Here is a 19,138-nt window from a genome sequence, read left to right on the forward strand (position 1 = left end):
GCTATTCTCCCGCTCCGCCGTGCAGACTCTGCACCGGGGCCGCGGTGAGATCCCGCACGGCCCGCAGGTCGCCCCGCAGCTGATCGACGGCCGCGTACGCGCTCGCCACGCACGCCGGGATGCCCACCCCGTCGTACACCGCGCCGCACACCGCGAGGCCCGGCAGCTTGCCGACGTGCTCGCGGATGCGGGCCACGCGCGCGTGGTGGCCGACCGGGTACTGGGGCAGTCCGTCGGTCCAGCGGGTGACGCGGGTCTCCAGGGGCACGGCGTCCAGGCCGGTCGCCTCGCGCAGGTCGTGCCGGGAGACCTCGACGAGGCCGTCGTCCTCGCGCTGCAGGATCTCCGTCTCGCCGTACCGCCCCACCGAGGTGCGCACCACGACCACGTCCGGGTCCTCCTCGGCGATCCATCCCCACTTACGGGAGGCGAAGGTGGACGCCTTGATGGTGCGCCCGTCGACGGGGGGCACCAGGAAGCCGCTGCCCTCGGGCAGGGCGGCGTCGGCGCGGCGGTAGGCCAGGGTGATCAGGGCCATGGAGGCGTACTCGACGGCCCGCAGCTCGGCGGCGGCCTCCGGGGACTCGGCGCGCAGCAGCCCGGCGGCGGCCGGCGCGGGCACGGCGACGACCACCGCGTCGGCGTCCAGCACGCGGTCGCCGGCGGTCACCCGCCAGGACGTGCGGTCCTGCCTGCGCAACTCCGTCACCGGGGCCCCGGTCAGGATCTCGCCGCCGCGGGCCCGCACCGACTCGGCGACCGCGAGCGGCAGCCGGCCCACCCCGCCCTCGACGCCCATGAACACCGGCCCGGTCTGCTGCGCGGCGGCCGCCGCGGCCTGGATCTCGCGGACCCCTTCCAGCAGTGAGTCGTGGGTCTGCGCGGCCCGGAAGAGCTGGGGGACGGCCGAACGCATCGAGATGCGGTAGGCGTCACCGGCGTAGACCCCGCCGAGCAGGGGCTCCACCAGACGGTCGACGACCTCGCGGCCCAGGCGGGCGGCCACGTACTCGCCGACCGCCACGTCGTCGCCGACCTCCGTGCGGGGCAGCCCGGCGTCGCGCTCGATACGGGCCAGGCCTTCCTCGGACAGCACCCCGGACAGCGCGGAGGCGGTGCCGGGGACGCCCATGACGTGCCCCTTCGGCATGGGGCGCAGGGCGCCACGCGTCCAGATGGCGGCGCTCGCCGTGGCGGGCGGCTGGAGGTGGTCGGCCAGTCCCGTCTCACGCGCGAGGGCCACGGCCTCGGGCCGGCGGGCCAGCATCGACTCGGCGCCCAGGTCGACGCGGACGCCCGCGATCTCGCCCGGCAGCAGCTTGCCGCCGACGCGCTCGGCCGCCTCCAGCACGGTCACCCGCGCCCCCTGCTGCAACAGCCGGTGCGCGGCGGCCAGCCCCGCGATCCCGGCCCCGATGACGACTGCGTGGTCCGTGCCCGTACGCGCTGCGCTCATGAGCCCACTCTCTCAGACCGTTCCGGCACACCTGCCGCGCCCCGGCGCCCGGGCCCGAGTCTCGCCCGAGTCATGAACGTGACCGCATCGGAACCCTTTCCGCCCAACGTCTCGCGCCGGCCGGGAGTCGAAGAAGCGTCAGTGGTCACAACGACCCTCGGGGGTATGCCACATGCGCACACGACGTTCCGTCCGGCCCGCTTCCGCCCTTGCCGGGCTTCTGCTCGCCGCCGCCCTCTCACTCACCGGGTGCAGCGCGGACGACGGCGGCGGTTCCTCCGCCAAGTCCGCGGCGGACGCCGCCGCCGCCGAGGACCAGCGGGGCGCGCCGGACAGCGGCAGCGGTGGCGGTCCGGCTTCCGGCGCGAGGGCCACCGCGCCGCCCAGGGTCGCCGCGACCCACATCATCCGCACCGCCTCGCTCACCGTGCAGGTCAAGGACGTGCCGAAGGCCCTCGACACGGCCCGCGCCACCGTCGAGAACGCCGGTGGGTACGTCGGTGACGAGAACACCAGCCGCGACGGGGACGGGCACGAACGCACCCGCGTGGTCCTGCGCGTGCCGGTCGAACGGTACGACGAGGTGCTCAGCGGCCTGGAGGGCACCGGCAAGCTGATCGAGCGCACGGCGAAGGCGCAGGACGTCACCGACCAGGTCGTCGACGTGGACAGCCGCGTCAAGTCGCAGCGCGTGAGCGTGGCGCGGGTGCGGGAGCTGATGGACCAGGCGACAAGGCTCAGCGACGTGGTCAGCCTGGAGGGAGAGCTGAGCCGCCGCGAGTCCGACCTGGAGGCGCTGCTGGCCCAGCAGGCGTCGCTGAAGGACCGTACGAGCCTGGCCACCATCACCCTGTCGCTGTCCCGGACACCGCCGCCCGCGCCGGCGGTCGCCGAGGACGACGAGCCCGGGTTCGTGGACGCGCTGGCGGGCGGCTGGCACGTGTTCGTCACCGTGCTCCGCTGGATCGCCCTGGCCGTCGGTGCGCTGCTCCCGTTCGCCGCGGCGGCGGCTGTCGCCGCGGCGCTGTGGCTGCGGGTGGTACGGCCCCGGCTGCCGCGCCGCCCCGCCGCCGACGCGCCCGTCATGACCGCGCCGGGCGCGCTGCCGGACTCCCGGCCGGCTACTCCTTCGGCCGGGGAGCCGGGCGGCGAACCGGACGCCGAGGACTGAGACGACCCCGGGACTGGTGACGGCCCGTCCCCGTAGCGTGGGCGCATGGACGTGAACGCTGCGCGTGAGGGCCGGGGTACGAAGGAACGCCTTGTCGTGATCGGCGGCGACGCCGCGGGGATGTCCGCGGCGTCGCAGGCACGCCGGCTGCGCGGGCCGGACGAGCTGGAGATCGTGGCGTTCGAACGCGGCCACTTCGCCTCTTTCTCGGCGTGCGGCATCCCGTACTGGGTGGGCGGCGACGTCGACGAACGGGACCGGCTGATCGCCCGCACGCCCGAGGAGCACCGCGCGCGGGGCATCGACCTGCGGATGCGCACCGAGGTGACGGAGATCGACGTGGCCGCAGGCCGGGTGCGCGCGCGGGACGTCGACTCCGGCGCGGAGACCTGGACGTCGTACGACAAGCTCGTGATCGCCACCGGGGCCCGCCCCGTCCGGCCCGACATGCCCGGCGCCGACGCGCCCGGCGTGCACGGGGTGCAGACCCTCGACGACGGCCAGGCCCTGCTGGACACGCTCGCACGCGCGCGCGGCCGCCGGGCGGTGGTGATCGGGGCGGGCTACATCGGAGTCGAGATGGCGGAGTCGCTCATCAAACGCGGCTACGAGGTGACGGTCGTCAACCGCGGCCGGGAACCGATGTCCACGCTCGACCCGGACATGGGCCGCCTGGTGCACCGGGCCATGACGGGCCTGGGCATCACCATGGTCGACGACGCCGAGGTGACCAAGGTGCTCACCGGCGACGACGGGGCGGTCCGGGCGGTGGCGACCGCGGACGCCGAGTACCCGGCGGACGTGGTCGTGCTGGGCATCGGGGTACGCCCGGAGACCGCGCTCGCGCGGGCGGCCGGGCTCCCGGTCGGCGCGCACGGCGGCCTGCTCACCGACCGGGCGATGCGGGTGCGCGGCCACGAGAACATCTGGGCCGGCGGCGACTGCGTGGAGGTCCTGGACCTGGTCTCAGGACAGCTCCGCCACGTCCCGCTGGGCACCCACGCCAACAAGCACGGCCAGATCATCGGCACCAACGCCGGCGGCGGCTACGCCACCTTCCCGGGCGTGGTCGGCACCGCGGTGAGCAAGGTGTGCGACCTGGAGATCGCGCGCACCGGGCTGCGCGAGAAGGACGCCCGCCGGGTGGGCCTGCGGTTTGAGACGGCCACGGTCGAGTCGACCAGCCGCGCGGGCTACTACCCCGGCGCCTCCCCGATGACCGTCAAGATGATCGCCGAACGCCGTACCGGCCGGCTGCTGGGCGTGCAGATCGTCGGCCGTGAGGGCGCGGGGAAGCGGGTCGACATCGCCGCGGTCGCCCTCACGGCCGGTCTGACGGTGGAGCAGATGACGGCCCTGGACCTGGGCTACGCGCCACCGTTCTCCCCCGTGTGGGATCCGGTGCTCGTGGCGGCCCGGAAGGCCGCGGCGAAGGTCCGCGACAGCACGCCGTGAGCCCTGTGCCGCTCCGGCCGGCCGTGGCAGCGGGCGGACCGGACGAGTGGTCCGCCGCGCGGCCCGCCTTCCCCGGGCCGCGGGCGGTCGAGGAGGGATACGTACACGCGGACGGCGGCGTTCACCGGTTCGGCGAGCGCATCGCGGGCAGTACTTTTCTGTGGTCATTCCCGTCCATGATCTGAACCCGGTGCGGCGCACCGCGTGGGTGACGTACGCGCTGATCGCCGCGAACTTCGTCGTGTTCCTGCTCACGCCCGGCATCGCCGGATCCGTCACGGGCAGCAGTTCGCTGGCGCAGCTCTGCCATCTGGAGGCCTTCACGCAGCAGTGGGCACTGGTGCCGAGGGAGCTGATCCACGGTCAGCTCCCGTCGCTGGTCCCGACGGGCGCCGTCGGGGTGGGCGTCCACGGCCCGGGATGCGTGGTGGCGCCGCCCGCCTACGACAAGTCGCCCGTGCTGTCGGTCCTCACGGCGATGTTCCTGCACGGGAGCTGGCTGCACCTGCTGGGCAACATGCTGTTCCTGCTCATCTTCGGCAACAACATCGAGGACCGCATGGGCCATGTGCGGTACCTGCTGTTCTATCTGGTCTGCGGGTACGCGGCCGGGTACGGCTTCGCGCTGCTCAACGCGGACTCCGCCGAGCCCCTGATCGGCGCGTCCGGGGCGATCGCGGGCGTGCTCGGCGCCTACCTGCTGCTGTATCCCACGGCACGCGTGTGGGTGCTCGTCCCCTTCCTGATCTTCCTGCCGCTACGCCTTCCGGCCTGGGTGGTGCTGGGCTCCTGGTTCGTGCTCCAGGCGTTCTACTCCTCCGGCCAGGCCGTCGCCGAGTCGGGCAGCGTGGCGTACCTGGCCCACGTGGTCGGCTTCATCGTGGGCATGCTGCTCGCCTGGCCCCTCAAACCGGGCACTCCCCCACCGCCCGAACCCCGCGGCATCCTCTTCGGACGGCAGACGCGACGGGCCTGGTAGGACCACACGCGAGGGACCAGGCCGCGCAAGGAAAACCTGAACGGCTTTGCATTAGCGATGCATCGCGCCCGCCATCACCGTCGACGACGCCGGATTGGAGGTGCAGGGCAGCCGAACCCAGCTCTCCCGCGTGCTCGGCAACCTGCTCGACAACGCCCAGCGGCACGCCGCCACCGCGGTCACCGTGACCGTGCAGGCGGCGGGGGACGCGATCGTTCTGAGCGTCGCCGACGACGGTCACGGCGTCGCCCGGGCCGACCGTGAGCGTATTTTCGAACGCTTCGTCCGCCTCGACGAGGCCCGCGGCCGCGACGACGGCGGCGCGGGCCTGGGCCTGGCCATCGCACGCGACGTCGTCCAGGGCCGCGGCGGGGCACTCACCCTCTCTGACGCACCCGACGGCGGCGCGCTCTTCCAGGTCAGACTCCCGCGCGCCCGCTGACAGCCGACACACCCAACCGGCCGTCCCGTCCAGAGTGGTTCACCACCTGCTGGCATCGGTGGTGAAACTTTGGTCGTCTGCTGGGCTCCTGCTCTCCGTTTGCTGGGCGGTTGCTGGAGGGCACTACTTCGGCCCCACCAAGACTCTCGACGCGCACGTCGCGGCCCTGCGCCGCAAGCTCGGCGATCCGGCGTGGATCACCACCGCCCGTGGGGTCGGCTTCCGCCTCACCATCCCCGGCGAAGACACCGCGTCCCAGGCGGCCGGATGACCCGGCGCCTGCTGCTCAGCTATCTCGCCCTGGCCCTGCTGGTCCTGGCCGGACTGGAGATACCGCTCGGCTACATCTACGCCCGCGGAGAGATCTCCCGTGCCTCCCAGAACGTGGAACGCGACGCCTCCATGCTCGCCGAGATCACCGAGGAGAACATCGAGAAGGGCAACTTCGGCGTGCTGCCCGATGTGGTCGGCGACTACGCCACCCGCACCGGCGGCCGGGTCATCGTCACCGACAAGCAGGGCATCGTCCTGGCCGACTCCCAGCCGGCCGGCCGCACCGGCGTGAGCCTCGCCGCCCAGCCGGACATCGCCCGCGCCCTGCGCAACCGGCCCACCGTCACCACCACCACGGACACCGACGGCAGCGAAGCGCTGTCCGCAACCATGCCCGGCTCCTCGGGCACCACGATCCGCGGCGCCCTCCGCCTGACCTACCCCATGGCCGAGGTGACCGGCCGCATCCACAACATCTGGGGCGCCCTCGCCCTCGCCGGGGCCTGCATCCTGGCCGCCGTCGCGCTGGCCGCCTTCACCCTCGCCCGCTGGATCACCCGCCCCCTGCGCACCCTGGAACAGGCCACCACCCAACTCGCCGACGGCCATCTGGACAACCCGCCCGACGCCACCACCGGCCCGCCCGAACTCCGAAGCCTCGCCGCCTCCTTCACCCACACCGCCATCCGGCTGCAGCACCTGCTCAAAGCCCAGCAGGCGTTCGCCTCGGAAGCCTCCCACCAGCTGAAAACCCCGCTGACCGCACTCCGCCTACGCCTGGAGAACTTCGAGCCCTACCTCGACCCACGCGCCCACGAAAGCCTGGAGGAGGCAGTCGCCGAGGTCGAACGCCTCAACCGCATGGTCCACGGCCTGCTCGCCCTGGCCCGCCTGGAGAACACCGCCACCACTGCCGAACCGGTCGACCTGGACGCCGTCATCGCCGACCGCGTCGCCACGTGGGAGCCACTGGCGGCGGAACAGTACGTCACCCTGGCCATCACCGGCAGCCCGGCCGGCCGGGTGTGGGCGATCCCCGGGGCACTTGAGCAGATCATCGACAACCTGGTCGCCAACGCCCTTCGCGTCTCCCCACCCGGCACCACCATCACCCTCCACCGCACCCAGGGCGCCGAACTGCACATCATCGACCAGGGCCCCGGCATGACCGAGGCCGACCGGGCACGCGCCTTCGACCGCTTCTGGCGCGCCTCCGGCTCCCACCACGACGGCACCGGCCTCGGTCTGCCCATCGTCCGCCACCTGGTGCACGCCTCCGGCGGCGACATCACCCTGAATGCCTCACCCGGTTCGGGGCTGGACGTCGGGGTGCGGCTGCGTCCGGCGGTCAGCGGCCGGTCGCGCGGCGGGAGCGGACCGTCTCGATCAGCGAGGGCGGTTTCGACAGCACCATGACGGCGGGCCACAGGCCGCGGATACGAGAGTCGACGGCCCTATGGATGTGCGGTCCGTGTCCGTTCGGGTGCGGGGTGCCGCTGTCACGCTGAGTCTCTGACAGCATTCCGGCAGGCCGTGCCACACCGTTTTTTTCACCAAACGGCAATCCAAAAAGACGCCGCTTACGTAACCGAAGCAAAGCTGCAACCTGGGGATACGTTCCCTGGTCGCTGGTTCCCGTGCAGCGGGGATCTTGGATGTGAGACGTGCTCCTCGAACGCGCGGGGCGAGGCCCACGACCGTGCCGCTCCCTCGCGGCCGCAGTCATCCCTTTCGTGCCGCAAAGACCACGCCGCCCAGCCACACAGGCCGACGCGGCAGAAGGAAAAGTGCATTCACCATGCGAGTAGAAGGCGCTACGCGTCTCGTCGCGACGTCAGCCGCCATTTTGATGGCCGGCGGCGCTGCAATCGGCGCAGCCAGCACGGCCGCAGCAGCAGCCCCAGCCGTGCACACCCATGTGACCACCAGCCGGTGCTTCGGCGACGACTGGCGCTGCTTCGACCACGGCGGGTTCCGCTTCGATCGTGACTTTGACCACGGCGGGTTCCGCTTCCACCACCGCTTCGACCACGACTTCGACCATGGCGGGTTCCGCTTCCACCACCGCTTCGACCACGACTTCGACCATGGCGGGTTCCGCTTCCACCACCGCTTCGACCACGACTTCGGCGGCGGCCCCGTCGTGATCATCGTGCGCTGATAGCGGTTGCCGCTGGAACCCAAGAGGGGCGCGCTCATAGCGGGCGCGCCCCACATGGCTCGTCCTCACCCTCGACCGAGTACGGCAGCAGATCGCCATAACCGAACGCCGCAAGGAGGAGCGCCAACGCGGCGAGCAGGCCCGGCCGGCCACACCGAAGGCGGCCTGAACCGCGGCACTCCGCCTGTCGCCGTCCACATGGCGTTTGCATTTGGCATGTAAGCGCCGGGAAGGCGTACCCCGGGGGTCGCCCTGCGAGCGCTGAGCGAAGGCATCGAGGCCTGCGGGCACTGCCGGAGTGAAGGCGCAAATGCCACGCGCTGGACGGTTGGCGTCCCCTCAGTAGCTGCCACAGATCGCTGCGCGGGGAACTCGAGCGGCTCCACCGGCGGCAGCCGCTGAGCGCACGCCCCCCGGGTAACAGTCCGCGGCGACTGTTGACGTCCTGACCTGCGGAAGTTCACCGTCAAGACCGTCGCCCGCCCGCTGGACACCTCCGGGTTCGTCTTGCTGCGCCGCCGCTGGGTCGTCGAACGCTCCCAACGGTCTGGACGATGAACTCCCGCCGCATGCGCGCGACTACGAACGGCTCATCCAGCACTCCGAAACCCTGATCGCCTGGGCCGCGATCACGCTGATGACCCGCCGTCTCACCCGCTCACCCGGGATGTCCACCACCGAGCCTGACTGGGATCCGGCGGCGGCTAAGGCTGCGCGGTCCTGCCCTTCACCCGCGTTCATGGGCGAGTGAACGCGGGGAAACGATCTCTGCTGATGGCCCCATGAGACGGTAACTGAGACGGCCTGGCTCGAGGCCAGACCGTCTCCACTTGGGGCAACCCTCTTGTTCCCTGGCGCTACGGTCAACGAAGGTCATGGAGGCCGCCACGCTGTTCCTCAGAGGCGCTGTTCGATCACCGTCGGTTGCTGTACTTCATCATCAACCTCGGCTCTGCTGCCACAGACGTGGGAAGAACTCACGGACTGGCAGCAGCAAACCCACGAGCGACAGCACGATGAACACCACCTGATGGACGTGATCCTTGCCCGGCGGCAGGCGAACCACCAGATGCACCACCCAGAAGACCGGATAGAACCACTGCGTGAGCCACGCCCAGCGTTCCTGACGGCGGAACGGGCCCAGCGTTGTCGCCATCCCGAACAGGCCCATGCCGATCGACGCCATGCCGACGGCGCGCATGAGTGGTTTGTCCGGGGAGGTTGGCGCTACGACCGTGACGATGCCGAAGATCAGGATGCCGGCACCAACGGTAGCCAAGCAGACCCAACTGACCTTCATCCGGGCGCTTGTGTGCGGCACGTGGGAACCCCGCCTTCGATGGTGATGCATCAGGTTCCAAGTGGTTGGCAGCCCTGTCAATCCCCTCAGGCAGGGCTTTATCCTCCGGCTCCCCGACCAGTTCCGTCGCGGGGCTGCAGCCGCAGCGTGGACGCAAGCATGACGAGGCGACACAAGAACCATCGTCCATTTGGTCAGGGCACAGACTAGACGACTTCAAAGTTGGCCATCATCGCCATGTCCTCGTGCTCCAGGTTGTGGCAGTGGAAGACGAAACGCCCCCGGTAGCCGGTGAATCTCGCGATGACCGCGACCGCTTCGCCCGGGGTCAGGTCGACGGTGTCCTTCCAGCCCGCGTCGTAGGGGCCGGGGGCCTCGCCGTTGCGGGCGAGCACCTGGAAGTGCACCAGGTGCAGGTGAACCGGGTGGTGGAAGTCGCTGGTGAACCGCCAGACCTCCAGCGCGCCCAGCCGGGGGGTGGCGTCGGCCCGCATCGGGTCGAAGGGGCGGCCGTTGATCGTCCAGCCCTCGTCGCCCTGGTCGCGGAAGGCGAAGGTGCGGGTCGCCGTCGCGCGGACCGGGTCCAGGCGCTCGATGTCCGACAGCCGGGCGGGCACGGCGCTGTCGTCGGGGGCGCGCCGGGCGATCCGGAAGCGCATGACCGCGGCGGTGGTGCCGCTGCCGAGCCGGTTGACCAGGGTGACCTCCTCGCCGACCCGGTAGCGGGAGAAGTCGACGACGACGTCGAAACGTTCCGCGGGCGCCAGTACGATCGCGTCGTGCGCTCTCGGGGCCGCCAGCAGACCGCCGTCGGAGCCGATCTGCACCAGGGCGCCACCGCCCGCGGGCTGGGGGTCCAACTCCAGCCGGTAGCGGCGTGCGTTGGAGGCATTGAGGATGCGCAGCCGGTAGCGGGCGGCGTCGACTTCCAGGACGGGCCACGGCGCGCCGTTGACCAGGATCACGTCGCCCAGGACCCCTTCGACGTAGTCCGGCCGCACGCCCGGGGTGTGCAGCAGGGTTGGGTCGGTCGCGGGGTAGCGGAAGGAGCCGTCGGCTTCGAAGGCCCGGTCGGTGATCATGAGGGGGATGTCCCGGTCCCCGCGCGGCAGGGGCAGGGCCTCCTCCTCGTCGTCGTGTACGAGATGAAACCCGGCCAGTCCGCGCCAGACGGAGGCGCCGGTGAAGTCCATGCGGTGGTCGTGGTACCAGAGCGTGGCGGCCCGCTGCTGGAGCGGGTACTCGTAGTCGCGTGAGCCGTGGGCCAGGGCGGCCCGGTGGTCGTGGTGCGGGAGCGGGCCGGTGAACCCGTCCGGCACGATCAGGTCGGTGGGGTAGCCGTCGCTGGCAGACGGGGTGCGGCCGCCGTGCAGGTGCACGACGGCGGGCACAGGAAGCGTGTTGCGGTGGCGGACGACGGTCCGCCGGCCGCTGCGGGAGACGAGGGTGGGTCCGGGGAAGGTCCCCTCGTACCCCCAGATCGCGGTGGTGTGGCCGGGCAGGATCTCCTGGGTGGCGGCCTTCTGCGTCACCTCGTAGTAGTCGGTGGTGGCGTCCTGCCGCGGGGTCAGCACCGGCGGGACCGGCAGCGGCACCTGGTATGGGGAGGGCAGCGGCAGCAGGCTGCGGAGCAGTTCCCCGGTCTGGACGCCGGCGGCCAGTCGCGGGATCTGTGTGCCCACCGCCGCCAGGGCGGCCGCGCCACCCAGGGCGCCGAGGAGGCGGCGGCGCGGTATCGCCGGCCTCACGAGACCTCCTGTGCGGGCCGCGACGTCTCCGGGGACGTGCCGGGCGGCGGCACCCTCCCGGACGCTGACCCGGCGTCACCGGACGTGGCCGGGACGGGGCCCCGGGGCAGGGGGCGCCACACCTGGACCAGGAGCAGCAGCCCGGCGGCGATGAGCATCACGCCGAGCGGGACGTGCACCCCCAGGGTCCGCTGGTAGCCGAGGACGGCCTGCCCGGCCTCGCCCACGAGCAGCACGGCGCTGACCGCGGCCGGCCAGCCCGGACCGCGGCCCGGGCGCCAGTACAGCACTGCCACCATGACCTGCACGAGGCCGACGGCGACGATGACGTTGGCGTTGACCGCGTGCGCGGTGAGCATGTCGTAGTCGCCGGACAGGAACCGCCCGGCGAGGACGGCCTGGGTGAACAGGGTCGCCGTGTGCACCGTCGTCACCGCGCGCAGTGCCCCGCGGGCCCACGCGGGGTGCCGTCGCGCGTCCGGCGACCCGCGTGTGCCGGAGCCACCCGGCTCGGCGGCGGCCGACGACGGTTGCATGGACGTCCCCCTCGGCAGCGGATGATCAGCACGCAACCGTAGTCCGCACCCTCATGCGCGTCTACACCTGGACACAGCGGGGCCGAGCCGTTCGCTCCCCGGACCGGGCCCCTACGGGGCATCGCGGAGGGCGGCACAGCGACGCCTCCGACCCATCAGCCGGCTTCGCGCTCACGGCGGTTGTGGCAGGAGCCGCAGCGGATCGCCGCCGCGATCATGATCGCCGACTTCGCGGTCCGGGGCACCGCCGCCCGAAGCCCCTCACCGACGCCACCGGAGTCGCCGACGCTCTCGGCCGCTGGGCGTGCTGTTCGCGATCGTCCTGCCGGACGCCGGCATCATCGGAGCGGCCGCCGTCACCCTGGCCAGCAGCTACGCCTTCGACATCTTCAACCGAGATCGTGCACCGTGCGCGCAAGGCCGGGCTGGTCGGTGCGCCGGTGTTCTGCGGCGTGGAAGGCTTCGGTGCCTCGTCGCTGGTCCACACCTCGCGGCTGCTGTCGCTGAGGGAGGATCTGCCGGTGGCGATCGTCATCGTGGACGCCGCCGATCGGGTCCGGGACTTCCTGCCCCAGCTAGTGCTGCTCCGCGCAAGTTCGTGGAGGGTCGGGCTCATGGTCCGTGTTGGAGCGGGTGGGGTTGCTCCGGGTGCTTGCATGCCCGGCCAAGATCACACGCAGCCAACGCCGACGCCCTGAGCGCGGTGGGCTCCCGTCCGGATCACGTCGTCCGCTCGGTGATCTATGTGGTCAGCGGCGATGTCGCGGTTCTGGGTACTGCCTGGCAGCGCTTGACCGGATCGGTCATTGGGTCGGCGTTCACCACCGCGAGCACGCTGCTGGGAGTCGCCCAACTCGGCTTCCCCGGACAGCTGATCGAGGTCGACCTCACAGCGGCCCTGCCCGGGTAGGCGCTCACCCGCGGACCGGGTCGGGGGGCTCACCTGCTGGTGAAGTCGCCGTGCCGGAGGGCGGGCCCGCACTGCGTGGGCAGGCCGCGGACACCCGTGTGCCGGGCACACGGGTGTGGAGCTGCTCGCGCGGAAGGGATGACGAGAGGGAAAGGCGGACCGGGGCCCTTCGCGGACCGGCCGGGAGGCCGCAGTGCGGCGGCCTCCCGCGGGCTCAGCGGGCCGGGGTGCCGGTCAGAACTTGGTGCTGCAGGTCATCGGGTACTCGTTGCCCACGAACGCGATGCAGACCCGGTAGTAGTAGCTGCCGCCGCCGAGCATGTTGGACCAGTCGATGCTGTTGGAGTCCGGGATGCGGACGTCCAGGGAGCGGATCAGCTTGCCGGCCGAGTCGTACTTCTCGATGTAGCCGAACGAGTTGTAGAAAGATTGAGCGGTGCCGGTGACCCGGACCCACGCGGCCTGGCAGCCGACCGACCAGCGCAGTTCGGCTTTGCGGCCGTTGTTGATGAGGGTGCGCTCGGTGGACACGTTGGCCGTCTCGCACGCTGTCGCCTTGGGCCCCTGGTTGTCACAGCCGCTACCGCTGCAGCCGGCCGCGTACGAGGTGCCGGCCAACGGGATGAGGCCCAGCGCCACGGTGGCCGCGGAGACAGTGGCGATACGGATGGCTGCGGTCTTCACGTACTTCTCCTGAAGGACGAGCCGACCCCGCGCCTGCGAGAGCAGGCCCGCGGACCGGCGGTGAGCGGAGGCGGCGGACGCCCCTGATCCCGCTGATCGCGCGGGCGCCCGCAGCTGACCTTATTGCCGTGCTGCCGGCATAACCAGGGAAAATATTTTGGGCATTTACAGGTTTTTCCGGGCAAGAAAGGTTGATCTTCCATAGAGATTGGCGCAGAAATGGCAAGCAGATGACCAGAATTGATCGCGTCAATCGTTCCCAATCCGGGAGCGCCACCCCGCCAGCGCAGCCGTCGGCGCACCCGGCGGACCCCTCGGGGCCGCGAGGCGCGGAGGCTAGAGGCTGTCCCGTAACTGCTGGTCAGCAGTCCAGCGCACCTTCGGTGCGCGCCGGGGGCGTGGTAAATGCTGTGGCGCGCGCCGGAGGTGCTTCTGTCTGCCCTTTCGAGGGACTGGCCCCGTTCGGGATCATGAAGTGTTCGTTCCGGCCGAAACCGATGCCTCTGTGATGCTGTGCAGCTCGCTGGTCAGCATGGTGCTGAGGGCCGACCACGGGGACCGTGGAGCGTTGCTGTGAGCACGTGCGTCAGAATTCCTGATTCACCCTGGCCCTCCCGGGACGGCGTTCCTCCTGGCCCTTCATGGATGGAAGGAGCGGGCCGTGGACGTGCTGCACGAACGCTGCGCGGGGATGGACATCAGCAAGAAAGACGCCAAGGTGTGCATCCGTACGCCGAATGCCCGGCGCCGGGGGTCGTTCACGACCGAGACCACGACCTGGGGCGCCACGACCAATGCGGTCCTCGCCCTGCGGGATCATCTGCTTGCCGCGCAGGTGACCCTGGTGGTGATCGAGGCCACCTCGGACTACTGGAAGCCCTACTACTACGTGCTGGCCGAGGATCTGAACGTCATTTTGGTCAACGCGCGCCAGGTTAAGAACCTGCCCGGCCGCAAGACCGACGTCTCAGATGCCGCCTGGCTGGCTCAGCTCGGCGCCCACGGGCTGGTCCGCCCCTCCTTCGTCCCGCCACAACCGGTGCGTGAGCTGCGGGATCTGACCCGAGCCCGCACTGTCACCACTCGCGAACGCGGCCGCGTGGTCCAGCGCCTGGAGAAGCTGCTGGAGGACACCGGGATCAAACTGTCCGCGGTTGCTTCCGACATCATGGGCGTCTCCGGCCGGGCCATGCTCGAAGCCCTCATCCGCGGAGAGCGCGACCCGCAGATCCTCGCCGACCTGGCCAAACGCAAGCTCCGTAGCAAGATCCCCGAGCTCACCGAGGCGCTCACGGGACGCTTCCGCGAACACCACGCGTTCCTGGCCCGGCTGTATCTGGACCAGTACGACCAGCTCACCGCGATGATCGACCAGCTCACGGGGCGGATCGAGGAGGCGATGGCCCCCTTTCGTCCCGCACTGGACCTGCTCGACACCATCCCCGGAATCAACCGGGGAGTCGCCGACGTGATCATCGCGGAGACCGGCGGGGACATGGCCCGGTTCGCCTCGGCCAAGCACCTCGCCTCCTGGGCCGGGGTCTGCCCGGGCCACCATGAGTCCGCCGGCCGCACCAAGAGCACCAAGGTCCGGCCCGGCAACCCCTACCTCAAAGGCGCTCTCGGACTCGCGGCGTTCAGCGCGGCGAGAACCAAGGACTGCTATCTGCAGGCCCGCTACAAGCGGCTGGCCGCACGTCGCGGCCCGCTGAAGGCCCTGGTCGCCGTCGAACACTCAATCATCACCGCGGTCTGGCACATGCTCACCGATCACAAGCCGTACCACGAGCTCGGCGGTGCCTACTTCACCCAGCGCGACCCTGAACGCGCCACCCGTCGAGCGATCACCGCGTTGAACCAGCTCGGCTACACCGTCACGCTCAACCCAATGGGAACCCCAGCCTGACCGCCCCGAGCCCGGATACCCGACAGCCTCCACGGCGACCGGGCACCCAGCCGTGCCCACATGCACCTTGACGTGCTCCTATTTACGCGTCAGAGGTGAACAAGCTGATCACCGCCTTGCGGCGTGAGGGAGCCGATCCGGTCCGCAAGGGCCGGCCGTGGCCGCTTCCGTTGGAGGACCGGGTGTCGGCGGCCGACCAGGCACCGGACTCCCGCCAGCCGTTGTCCAGCACCACGTGGATGTTCGTGTCCTTGGGGATGAGCGCGTCCAACTGTCCTTCGCGGGCGCCTCGGTCGCGCTCCTGCTGGGGACGAACATCGTGGCGGGCTCGATCACCGGCTCCCTCCTCGCGGCCGGCGCGATCGGCGTCCTGGGCGCGCGGGCCCGGGACCGCAACTCGGCGATCGGCATCATCATGGCGTCCGGCCTGGGCCTGGGCGTGCTCTTCCTCGCCCTCTACAAGGGCCGGGCGGCCAACAAGTTCGGCCTCCTCACCGGCCAGATCGTCGCCGTGGACACACCCCAGACGACCTGGCTGCTCGGCACCTCCGGCGTCGTACTCATCGTCCTCGCGGCCATATGGCGACCGCTTGCCTTCGCCAGCGCCGACCCCGACGTCGCCGAGGCGCGCGGGGTGCCGGTGCGTGGCCTGTCGATCGCCTTCATGCTCTTGCTCGGACTCGTCATCGCCCTGTCGGTACAGGCCGTCGGCGCGCTGCTGGTCCTCGCCCTAGTCACCACACCCGCCGCGGCGGCCGCCCGGGTAACCGCATCGCCGGTCCTGCTGCCGGTGCTCAGCGTGGTCTTCGCCGTGGCCTCGATCGAGGGCGGCATCCTGCTCGCACTGGGCAGCAGCATCCCCATCAGCCCTTACGTCACGACGATCTCGTTCACCCTCTACGCCGTCTGCCGACTGACGGGCAGCTACCGCGCCCGGCGGTGGGGAGCCAGGAGGCCGACGCCGCAATCCGCCTGACCGACCGGAGCGCCTGCCGGCCGACGGGTGTGCGCGTCCGCACGCACGCGCTGCCGCCCACTCCCCAGGCTCGTCAGCCGGCGCGGCCAATTAGTAATGAGATTCGTTTTCATGTAGCGTCCTGCGTGCTCACCGATCCAGGAGGACCCCATGGCCGTGCCCAAGCGCAAGATGTCCCGCAGCAACACCCGCCACCGCCGCGCCCAGTGGAAGGCGGCCACCCCGGCGCTCGTGCCGGTCACCGTCGACGGCGTCCCCTACCTGGTGCCCCAGCGGCTGGTGAAGGCGTACGAGCGCGGCCTGCTGCGCCCCGAGGGCTGACCGTTCATGCGCTACGACCGACTGCCCGTCACGGTCCTGTCCGGATTCCTCGGCGCGGGCAAGACGACTCTCCTCAACCACGTGCTCGGCAACCGCGAGGGACTGCGCGTCGCGGTCATCGTCAACGACATGAGCGAGGTCAACATCGACGCTGCCCTGGTGCGCGGCGGCGAGGCCGCCTTGTCGCGCACCGAGGAACGCCTGGTCGAGATGACCAACGGCTGCATCTGCTGCACCTTGCGCGACGACCTGCTCGAGGAGGTCGACCGGCTGGCCCGCGAGGGCCGTTTCGACTACCTGCTCATCGAGTCGTCCGGCATCTCCGAACCCATGCCGGTGGCCGCCACCTTCGCCTTCGCCCGCGACGACGGCGCCACCCTCGGCGAGATCGCCCGCCTGGACACCATGGTCACGGTCGTCGACGCCGCCAACTTCCTGCCCGAGCTGACGAGCGGCGACGAGCTCGTCGAGCGCGGCCTGGACCAGTACGAGGACGACGAACGCACCGTCAGCGACCTGCTGATGGACCAGGTCGAGTTCGCCGACGTCATCGTGCTCAACAAGCTCGACCTCGTCGACGACGAGTCGGCGGACCGGCTGCGGGCCACGCTCACCCGCCTCAATCCGGTCGCGCGCGTCGTCCCGGCCGTCCACGGCCGCGTGCAGGCCGCCGACGTACTGGGCACCCGGCTGTTCGACCTGGAACGCGCCCAACAGGCCCCCGGATGGGTGATGGAGCTCAACGGCGACCACGTCCCCGAGACCGAGGAGTACGGGATCTCCTCGACCGTCTTCCGCGCCGAACTGCCGTTCCACCCCGATCGGCTGTGGACGTTCGTGACCCAGGAGCTCGACAGCGGCGCGTACGGGCAGATCCTGCGCTCCAAGGGGTTCTTCACGCTGGCCAGCCGCCCGCAGGTGACGGGCCTGTGGTCACAGGCCGGCTCCGTCGCACGCTTCGAGCCCTCCGCCGCCCGCGACACCGACAGCCGCGACGGCCAGGAACTGGTCTTCATCGGCACGCATCTGCACGCGGACGCACTGCACGCGGCACTGACCGACTGCCTCATGACCGACGGCGAGAGCCTGCCGCCCGTCGACCCGTTCCCCGCCTGGGACACCTACGGCATCGACGACACCTGCGAGCACGAGCACCCCGAACCCGTGGCGGGCGTCTGAGGACCCCGGGTCGGGCGGCGAACGCAGCCACGGCGCCGCCCGGCCCGGCACGGACACCGATCCGCCAGACCGCCATGGGTGAGGACCGGTACGCCCGGAGCCCCGAAGAGACCGGCGCACAGCCTCCGTCGCTACCATGCGGCGCGTGCGTGGTGTCGCACGGCGAAGCGAGTGACGTGAGCGGTCAGGAGTACATCGAGAGCCGGTACGGGTTCCTCGACACCGTCCGCCTCGCCGTCCGGACGCTCGTGCAGGTCGTCGTCGGCGGCCTCGCGCTCGCCACGATCGTCGCGGTCGCGCTGGTCCTCGGCCAGTGATCGCACTCGACCTCTACACCCCGCCCGTCGCCGCCTGGTGGACGGTGTTCACCGCCGTCGTCGTCCAGGGAATCCCCTTCCTGCTGGGCACGCTGGTCTCCGCGGCCATCGGCGCCTTCGTGCCCGAGCGCGTCTTCAGTCGGCTGCTGCCGAGGAACCCGGCGCTCGCCGTGCCCGCAGCGGGGGCGGCCGGAGCGGTGCTGCCCGGGTGCGAGTGCGCGTCCGTACCGGTGGCAAGAAGCCTGATGCGGCGCGGGGTCGCCCCGGCCGCTAGGTCCTGGACCTCTTCACCGGATCGCTCTGGCTGTCGGTTCTGCTGCTGGCGCATTCACCATCCGGTTCTCGTCGGCGACCTGGGTGGTCGCCATGGTGAGCAGTGTGCTCGTGGGGTGGTGGCTGCTGTGAGGCGGTACGGGCAGGCCGTGCTGCAGCGCGGTGGCGGGAAGGGCGAGCAGCCAGGCGAGGCGCGGGCCGGTCGTGTGGGTGTGCCCGTGCCCGTGCGGGTCCTCCCGCGCTCGGCTCCTACAGCGCGGACCGGGAGGACGCGCAGCGCGCGGCCCAGGGCGTCGGAACGTTCCCGCCACTGCCGTCCGGCGACCCGGTGGACCTGAGCGTCGCCGCCTTCACCTCCCAGGCGGTCTACGACAGCGATCGCTCGTTGAAGGGCCGTACGGTCCGGCTGACCGGCTTCGTCACTCACGGGGGCGACGGCACGTGGTACATCACCCGGCTCCTGGTCTCGTGCTGCGCGGCCGACGCGACCACGAGCAAGGTGGAGGTCCGCGGCGTGGACGCCCCGGCGACGGACACGTGGGTGACGGTCACGGGCATCTGGCACCCCAAGGGCAGGCTGGGCTCCTCGGCGGCCTGGCCCCCGCTGCTGGACGCGAAGGCGGTCAGACAGGTCGTGGTGCAGCGCGACCGAGCGGGGCACCGTGCGCAGGATCTCCTCGACGGCGGCCCGGCGGGCATCGGCGTGCAACCCGGCGACGATCGCGACCGGCAGCCGCGCCTGGTCCCTGCTCACTGCCGGCCCTGTCCGCGGCCGTAGCGCCGCTCGAAGCGCTCGACGCGCCCCGCGGTGTCCAGGACCCGCTGGGTGCCGGTGTAGAAGGGATGGCTCGCCGAGGAGATCTCGACGTCGATGACCGGGTAGGTGTTGCCGCCCTCCCACTCGACGGTCCTGTCGCTCGTGGCCGTCGACCGGGTGAGGAAGGCGAAGTCGGCGGCCCGGTCACGGAAGACGACCGGGCGGTAGGCGGGGTGGATTCCGGGCTTCACGGCTCTCAGCGCCACAAGAGATTGGTTTTCATTTTCATCTAGC

The 19,138-nt window shown here is 71.1% G+C and carries 15 protein-coding genes and 9 pseudogenes; 17 read left to right on the plus strand and 7 right to left on the minus strand.

Going from position 1 to position 19,138, the window contains the following annotated elements:
• Position 1: 1 nt before the first annotated feature.
• Complete coding sequence (gene hemG / locus ACF09J_RS17930) at positions 2-1,456, minus strand: protoporphyrinogen oxidase (RefSeq protein WP_392306382.1); 1,455 nt, start codon at positions 1,454-1,456, stop codon at positions 2-4.
• Between the two features lie 172 nt (positions 1,457-1,628).
• On the opposite strand from hemG, the gene ACF09J_RS17935 reads away from it, so the two are divergent.
• The 8 genes and pseudogenes from ACF09J_RS17935 to ACF09J_RS17970 all read left to right on the plus strand — a co-directional run.
• Positions 1,629-2,627, plus strand: coding sequence for a DUF4349 domain-containing protein (locus ACF09J_RS17935; protein WP_392306383.1), 999 nt, complete (start codon positions 1,629-1,631; stop codon positions 2,625-2,627).
• A gap of 45 nt (positions 2,628-2,672) precedes the next feature.
• Positions 2,673-4,082 carry an FAD-dependent oxidoreductase gene (locus ACF09J_RS17940; RefSeq protein ID WP_392306384.1) on the plus strand — a complete coding sequence of 470 codons (1,410 nt, stop codon included), beginning with the start codon at positions 2,673-2,675 and terminating at the stop codon, positions 4,080-4,082.
• A 160-nt stretch (positions 4,083-4,242) separates the two neighbouring features.
• On the plus strand, positions 4,243-5,061 hold the full coding sequence (locus tag ACF09J_RS17945) for a rhomboid family intramembrane serine protease (RefSeq protein ID WP_392306385.1): 819 nt from the start codon (positions 4,243-4,245) through the stop codon (positions 5,059-5,061).
• 85 nt (positions 5,062-5,146) lie between these two features.
• Positions 5,147-5,503, plus strand: a pseudogene (locus ACF09J_RS17950) (sensor histidine kinase); the annotation flags it as partial.
• A 106-nt stretch (positions 5,504-5,609) separates the two neighbouring features.
• Positions 5,610-5,774, plus strand: a pseudogene (locus ACF09J_RS17955) (helix-turn-helix domain-containing protein); the annotation flags it as partial.
• Positions 5,771-7,192 carry a sensor histidine kinase gene (locus tag ACF09J_RS17960; RefSeq protein ID WP_392306386.1) on the plus strand — a complete coding sequence of 474 codons (1,422 nt, stop codon included), beginning with the start codon at positions 5,771-5,773 and terminating at the stop codon, positions 7,190-7,192. The pseudogene ACF09J_RS17955 and the gene ACF09J_RS17960, both read left to right, overlap by 4 nt.
• 490 nt (positions 7,193-7,682) lie before the next feature.
• A complete protein-coding gene (locus ACF09J_RS17965; protein WP_392306387.1) occupies positions 7,683-7,937 on the plus strand; it encodes a hypothetical protein in 255 nt (84 codons plus the stop codon).
• Positions 7,938-8,399: 462 nt separating this feature from the next.
• Positions 8,400-8,595: pseudogene (locus ACF09J_RS17970) on the plus strand (IS5/IS1182 family transposase); the annotation flags it as partial.
• A gap of 282 nt (positions 8,596-8,877) precedes the next feature.
• Here ACF09J_RS17970 and ACF09J_RS17975 read toward each other — a convergent pair.
• The 3 genes from ACF09J_RS17975 to ACF09J_RS17985 form a co-directional block, all read right to left on the minus strand.
• Positions 8,878-9,237 (minus strand): hypothetical protein, encoded by a 360-nt coding sequence (locus ACF09J_RS17975; protein ID WP_392306388.1) that lies wholly within the window; start codon positions 9,235-9,237, stop codon positions 8,878-8,880.
• A gap of 206 nt (positions 9,238-9,443) precedes the next feature.
• Entirely contained in the window at positions 9,444-10,985 is a 1,542-nt protein-coding gene (locus ACF09J_RS17980) for a multicopper oxidase family protein (protein ID WP_392306389.1), read from the minus strand.
• Entirely contained in the window at positions 10,982-11,521 is a 540-nt protein-coding gene (locus tag ACF09J_RS17985) for a hypothetical protein (RefSeq protein WP_392306390.1), read from the minus strand. Before ACF09J_RS17985 ends, ACF09J_RS17980 begins: the two co-directional genes overlap by 4 nt.
• A gap of 392 nt (positions 11,522-11,913) precedes the next feature.
• Here ACF09J_RS17985 and ACF09J_RS17990 point away from each other — a divergent pair.
• Positions 11,914-12,219 (plus strand): annotated as a pseudogene (locus ACF09J_RS17990) (DUF190 domain-containing protein); the annotation flags it as partial.
• A pseudogene (locus ACF09J_RS17995) lies at positions 12,198-12,431 on the plus strand (RidA family protein); the annotation flags it as partial. The pseudogenes ACF09J_RS17990 and ACF09J_RS17995, both read left to right, overlap by 22 nt.
• Before the next feature lie 234 nt (positions 12,432-12,665).
• Here ACF09J_RS17995 and ACF09J_RS18000 read toward each other — a convergent pair.
• A complete protein-coding gene (locus ACF09J_RS18000; RefSeq protein ID WP_392306391.1) occupies positions 12,666-13,115 on the minus strand; it encodes a DUF2690 domain-containing protein in 450 nt (149 codons plus the stop codon).
• A gap of 661 nt (positions 13,116-13,776) precedes the next feature.
• Between ACF09J_RS18000 and ACF09J_RS18005 the strand changes: the two genes are divergently transcribed.
• The 7 genes and pseudogenes from ACF09J_RS18005 to ACF09J_RS18035 form a co-directional block, all read left to right on the plus strand.
• Complete coding sequence (locus ACF09J_RS18005; RefSeq protein ID WP_392306392.1) at positions 13,777-15,021, plus strand: IS110 family transposase; 1,245 nt, start codon at positions 13,777-13,779, stop codon at positions 15,019-15,021.
• Between the two features lie 80 nt (positions 15,022-15,101).
• Positions 15,102-15,206: pseudogene (locus ACF09J_RS18010) on the plus strand (IS5/IS1182 family transposase); the annotation flags it as partial.
• Positions 15,207-15,256: 50 nt separating this feature from the next.
• Complete coding sequence (locus ACF09J_RS18015) at positions 15,257-15,997, plus strand: metal ABC transporter permease (protein ID WP_392306393.1); 741 nt, start codon at positions 15,257-15,259, stop codon at positions 15,995-15,997.
• Between the two features lie 150 nt (positions 15,998-16,147).
• Positions 16,148-16,318: a 50S ribosomal protein L32 gene (rpmF, locus tag ACF09J_RS18020; RefSeq protein WP_392306394.1), complete on the plus strand. Its 171-nt coding sequence runs from the start codon at positions 16,148-16,150 to the stop codon at positions 16,316-16,318.
• 6 nt (positions 16,319-16,324) lie between these two features.
• Positions 16,325-17,497 carry a GTP-binding protein gene (locus ACF09J_RS18025; RefSeq protein WP_392306395.1) on the plus strand — a complete coding sequence of 391 codons (1,173 nt, stop codon included), beginning with the start codon at positions 16,325-16,327 and terminating at the stop codon, positions 17,495-17,497.
• A gap of 194 nt (positions 17,498-17,691) precedes the next feature.
• Positions 17,692-18,086: pseudogene (locus tag ACF09J_RS18030) on the plus strand (permease); the annotation flags it as partial.
• Between the two features lie 329 nt (positions 18,087-18,415).
• Positions 18,416-18,637: pseudogene (locus ACF09J_RS18035) on the plus strand (hypothetical protein); the annotation flags it as partial.
• A gap of 74 nt (positions 18,638-18,711) precedes the next feature.
• Here the strand turns inward: ACF09J_RS18035 and ACF09J_RS18040 are convergent.
• Positions 18,712-18,841 (minus strand): annotated as a pseudogene (locus ACF09J_RS18040) (cobalamin biosynthesis protein CobW); the annotation flags it as partial.
• Complete coding sequence (locus ACF09J_RS18045) at positions 18,838-19,095, minus strand: type B 50S ribosomal protein L31 (protein ID WP_392306556.1); 258 nt, start codon at positions 19,093-19,095, stop codon at positions 18,838-18,840. The gene ACF09J_RS18045 and the pseudogene ACF09J_RS18040, both read right to left, overlap by 4 nt.
• Positions 19,096-19,138: the final 43 nt, after the last annotated feature.

This window comes from Streptomyces sp. NPDC014889 (assembly GCF_043081205.1).
In the GTDB taxonomy this organism is placed as follows: Bacteria; Actinomycetota; Actinomycetes; order Streptomycetales; family Streptomycetaceae; genus Streptomyces.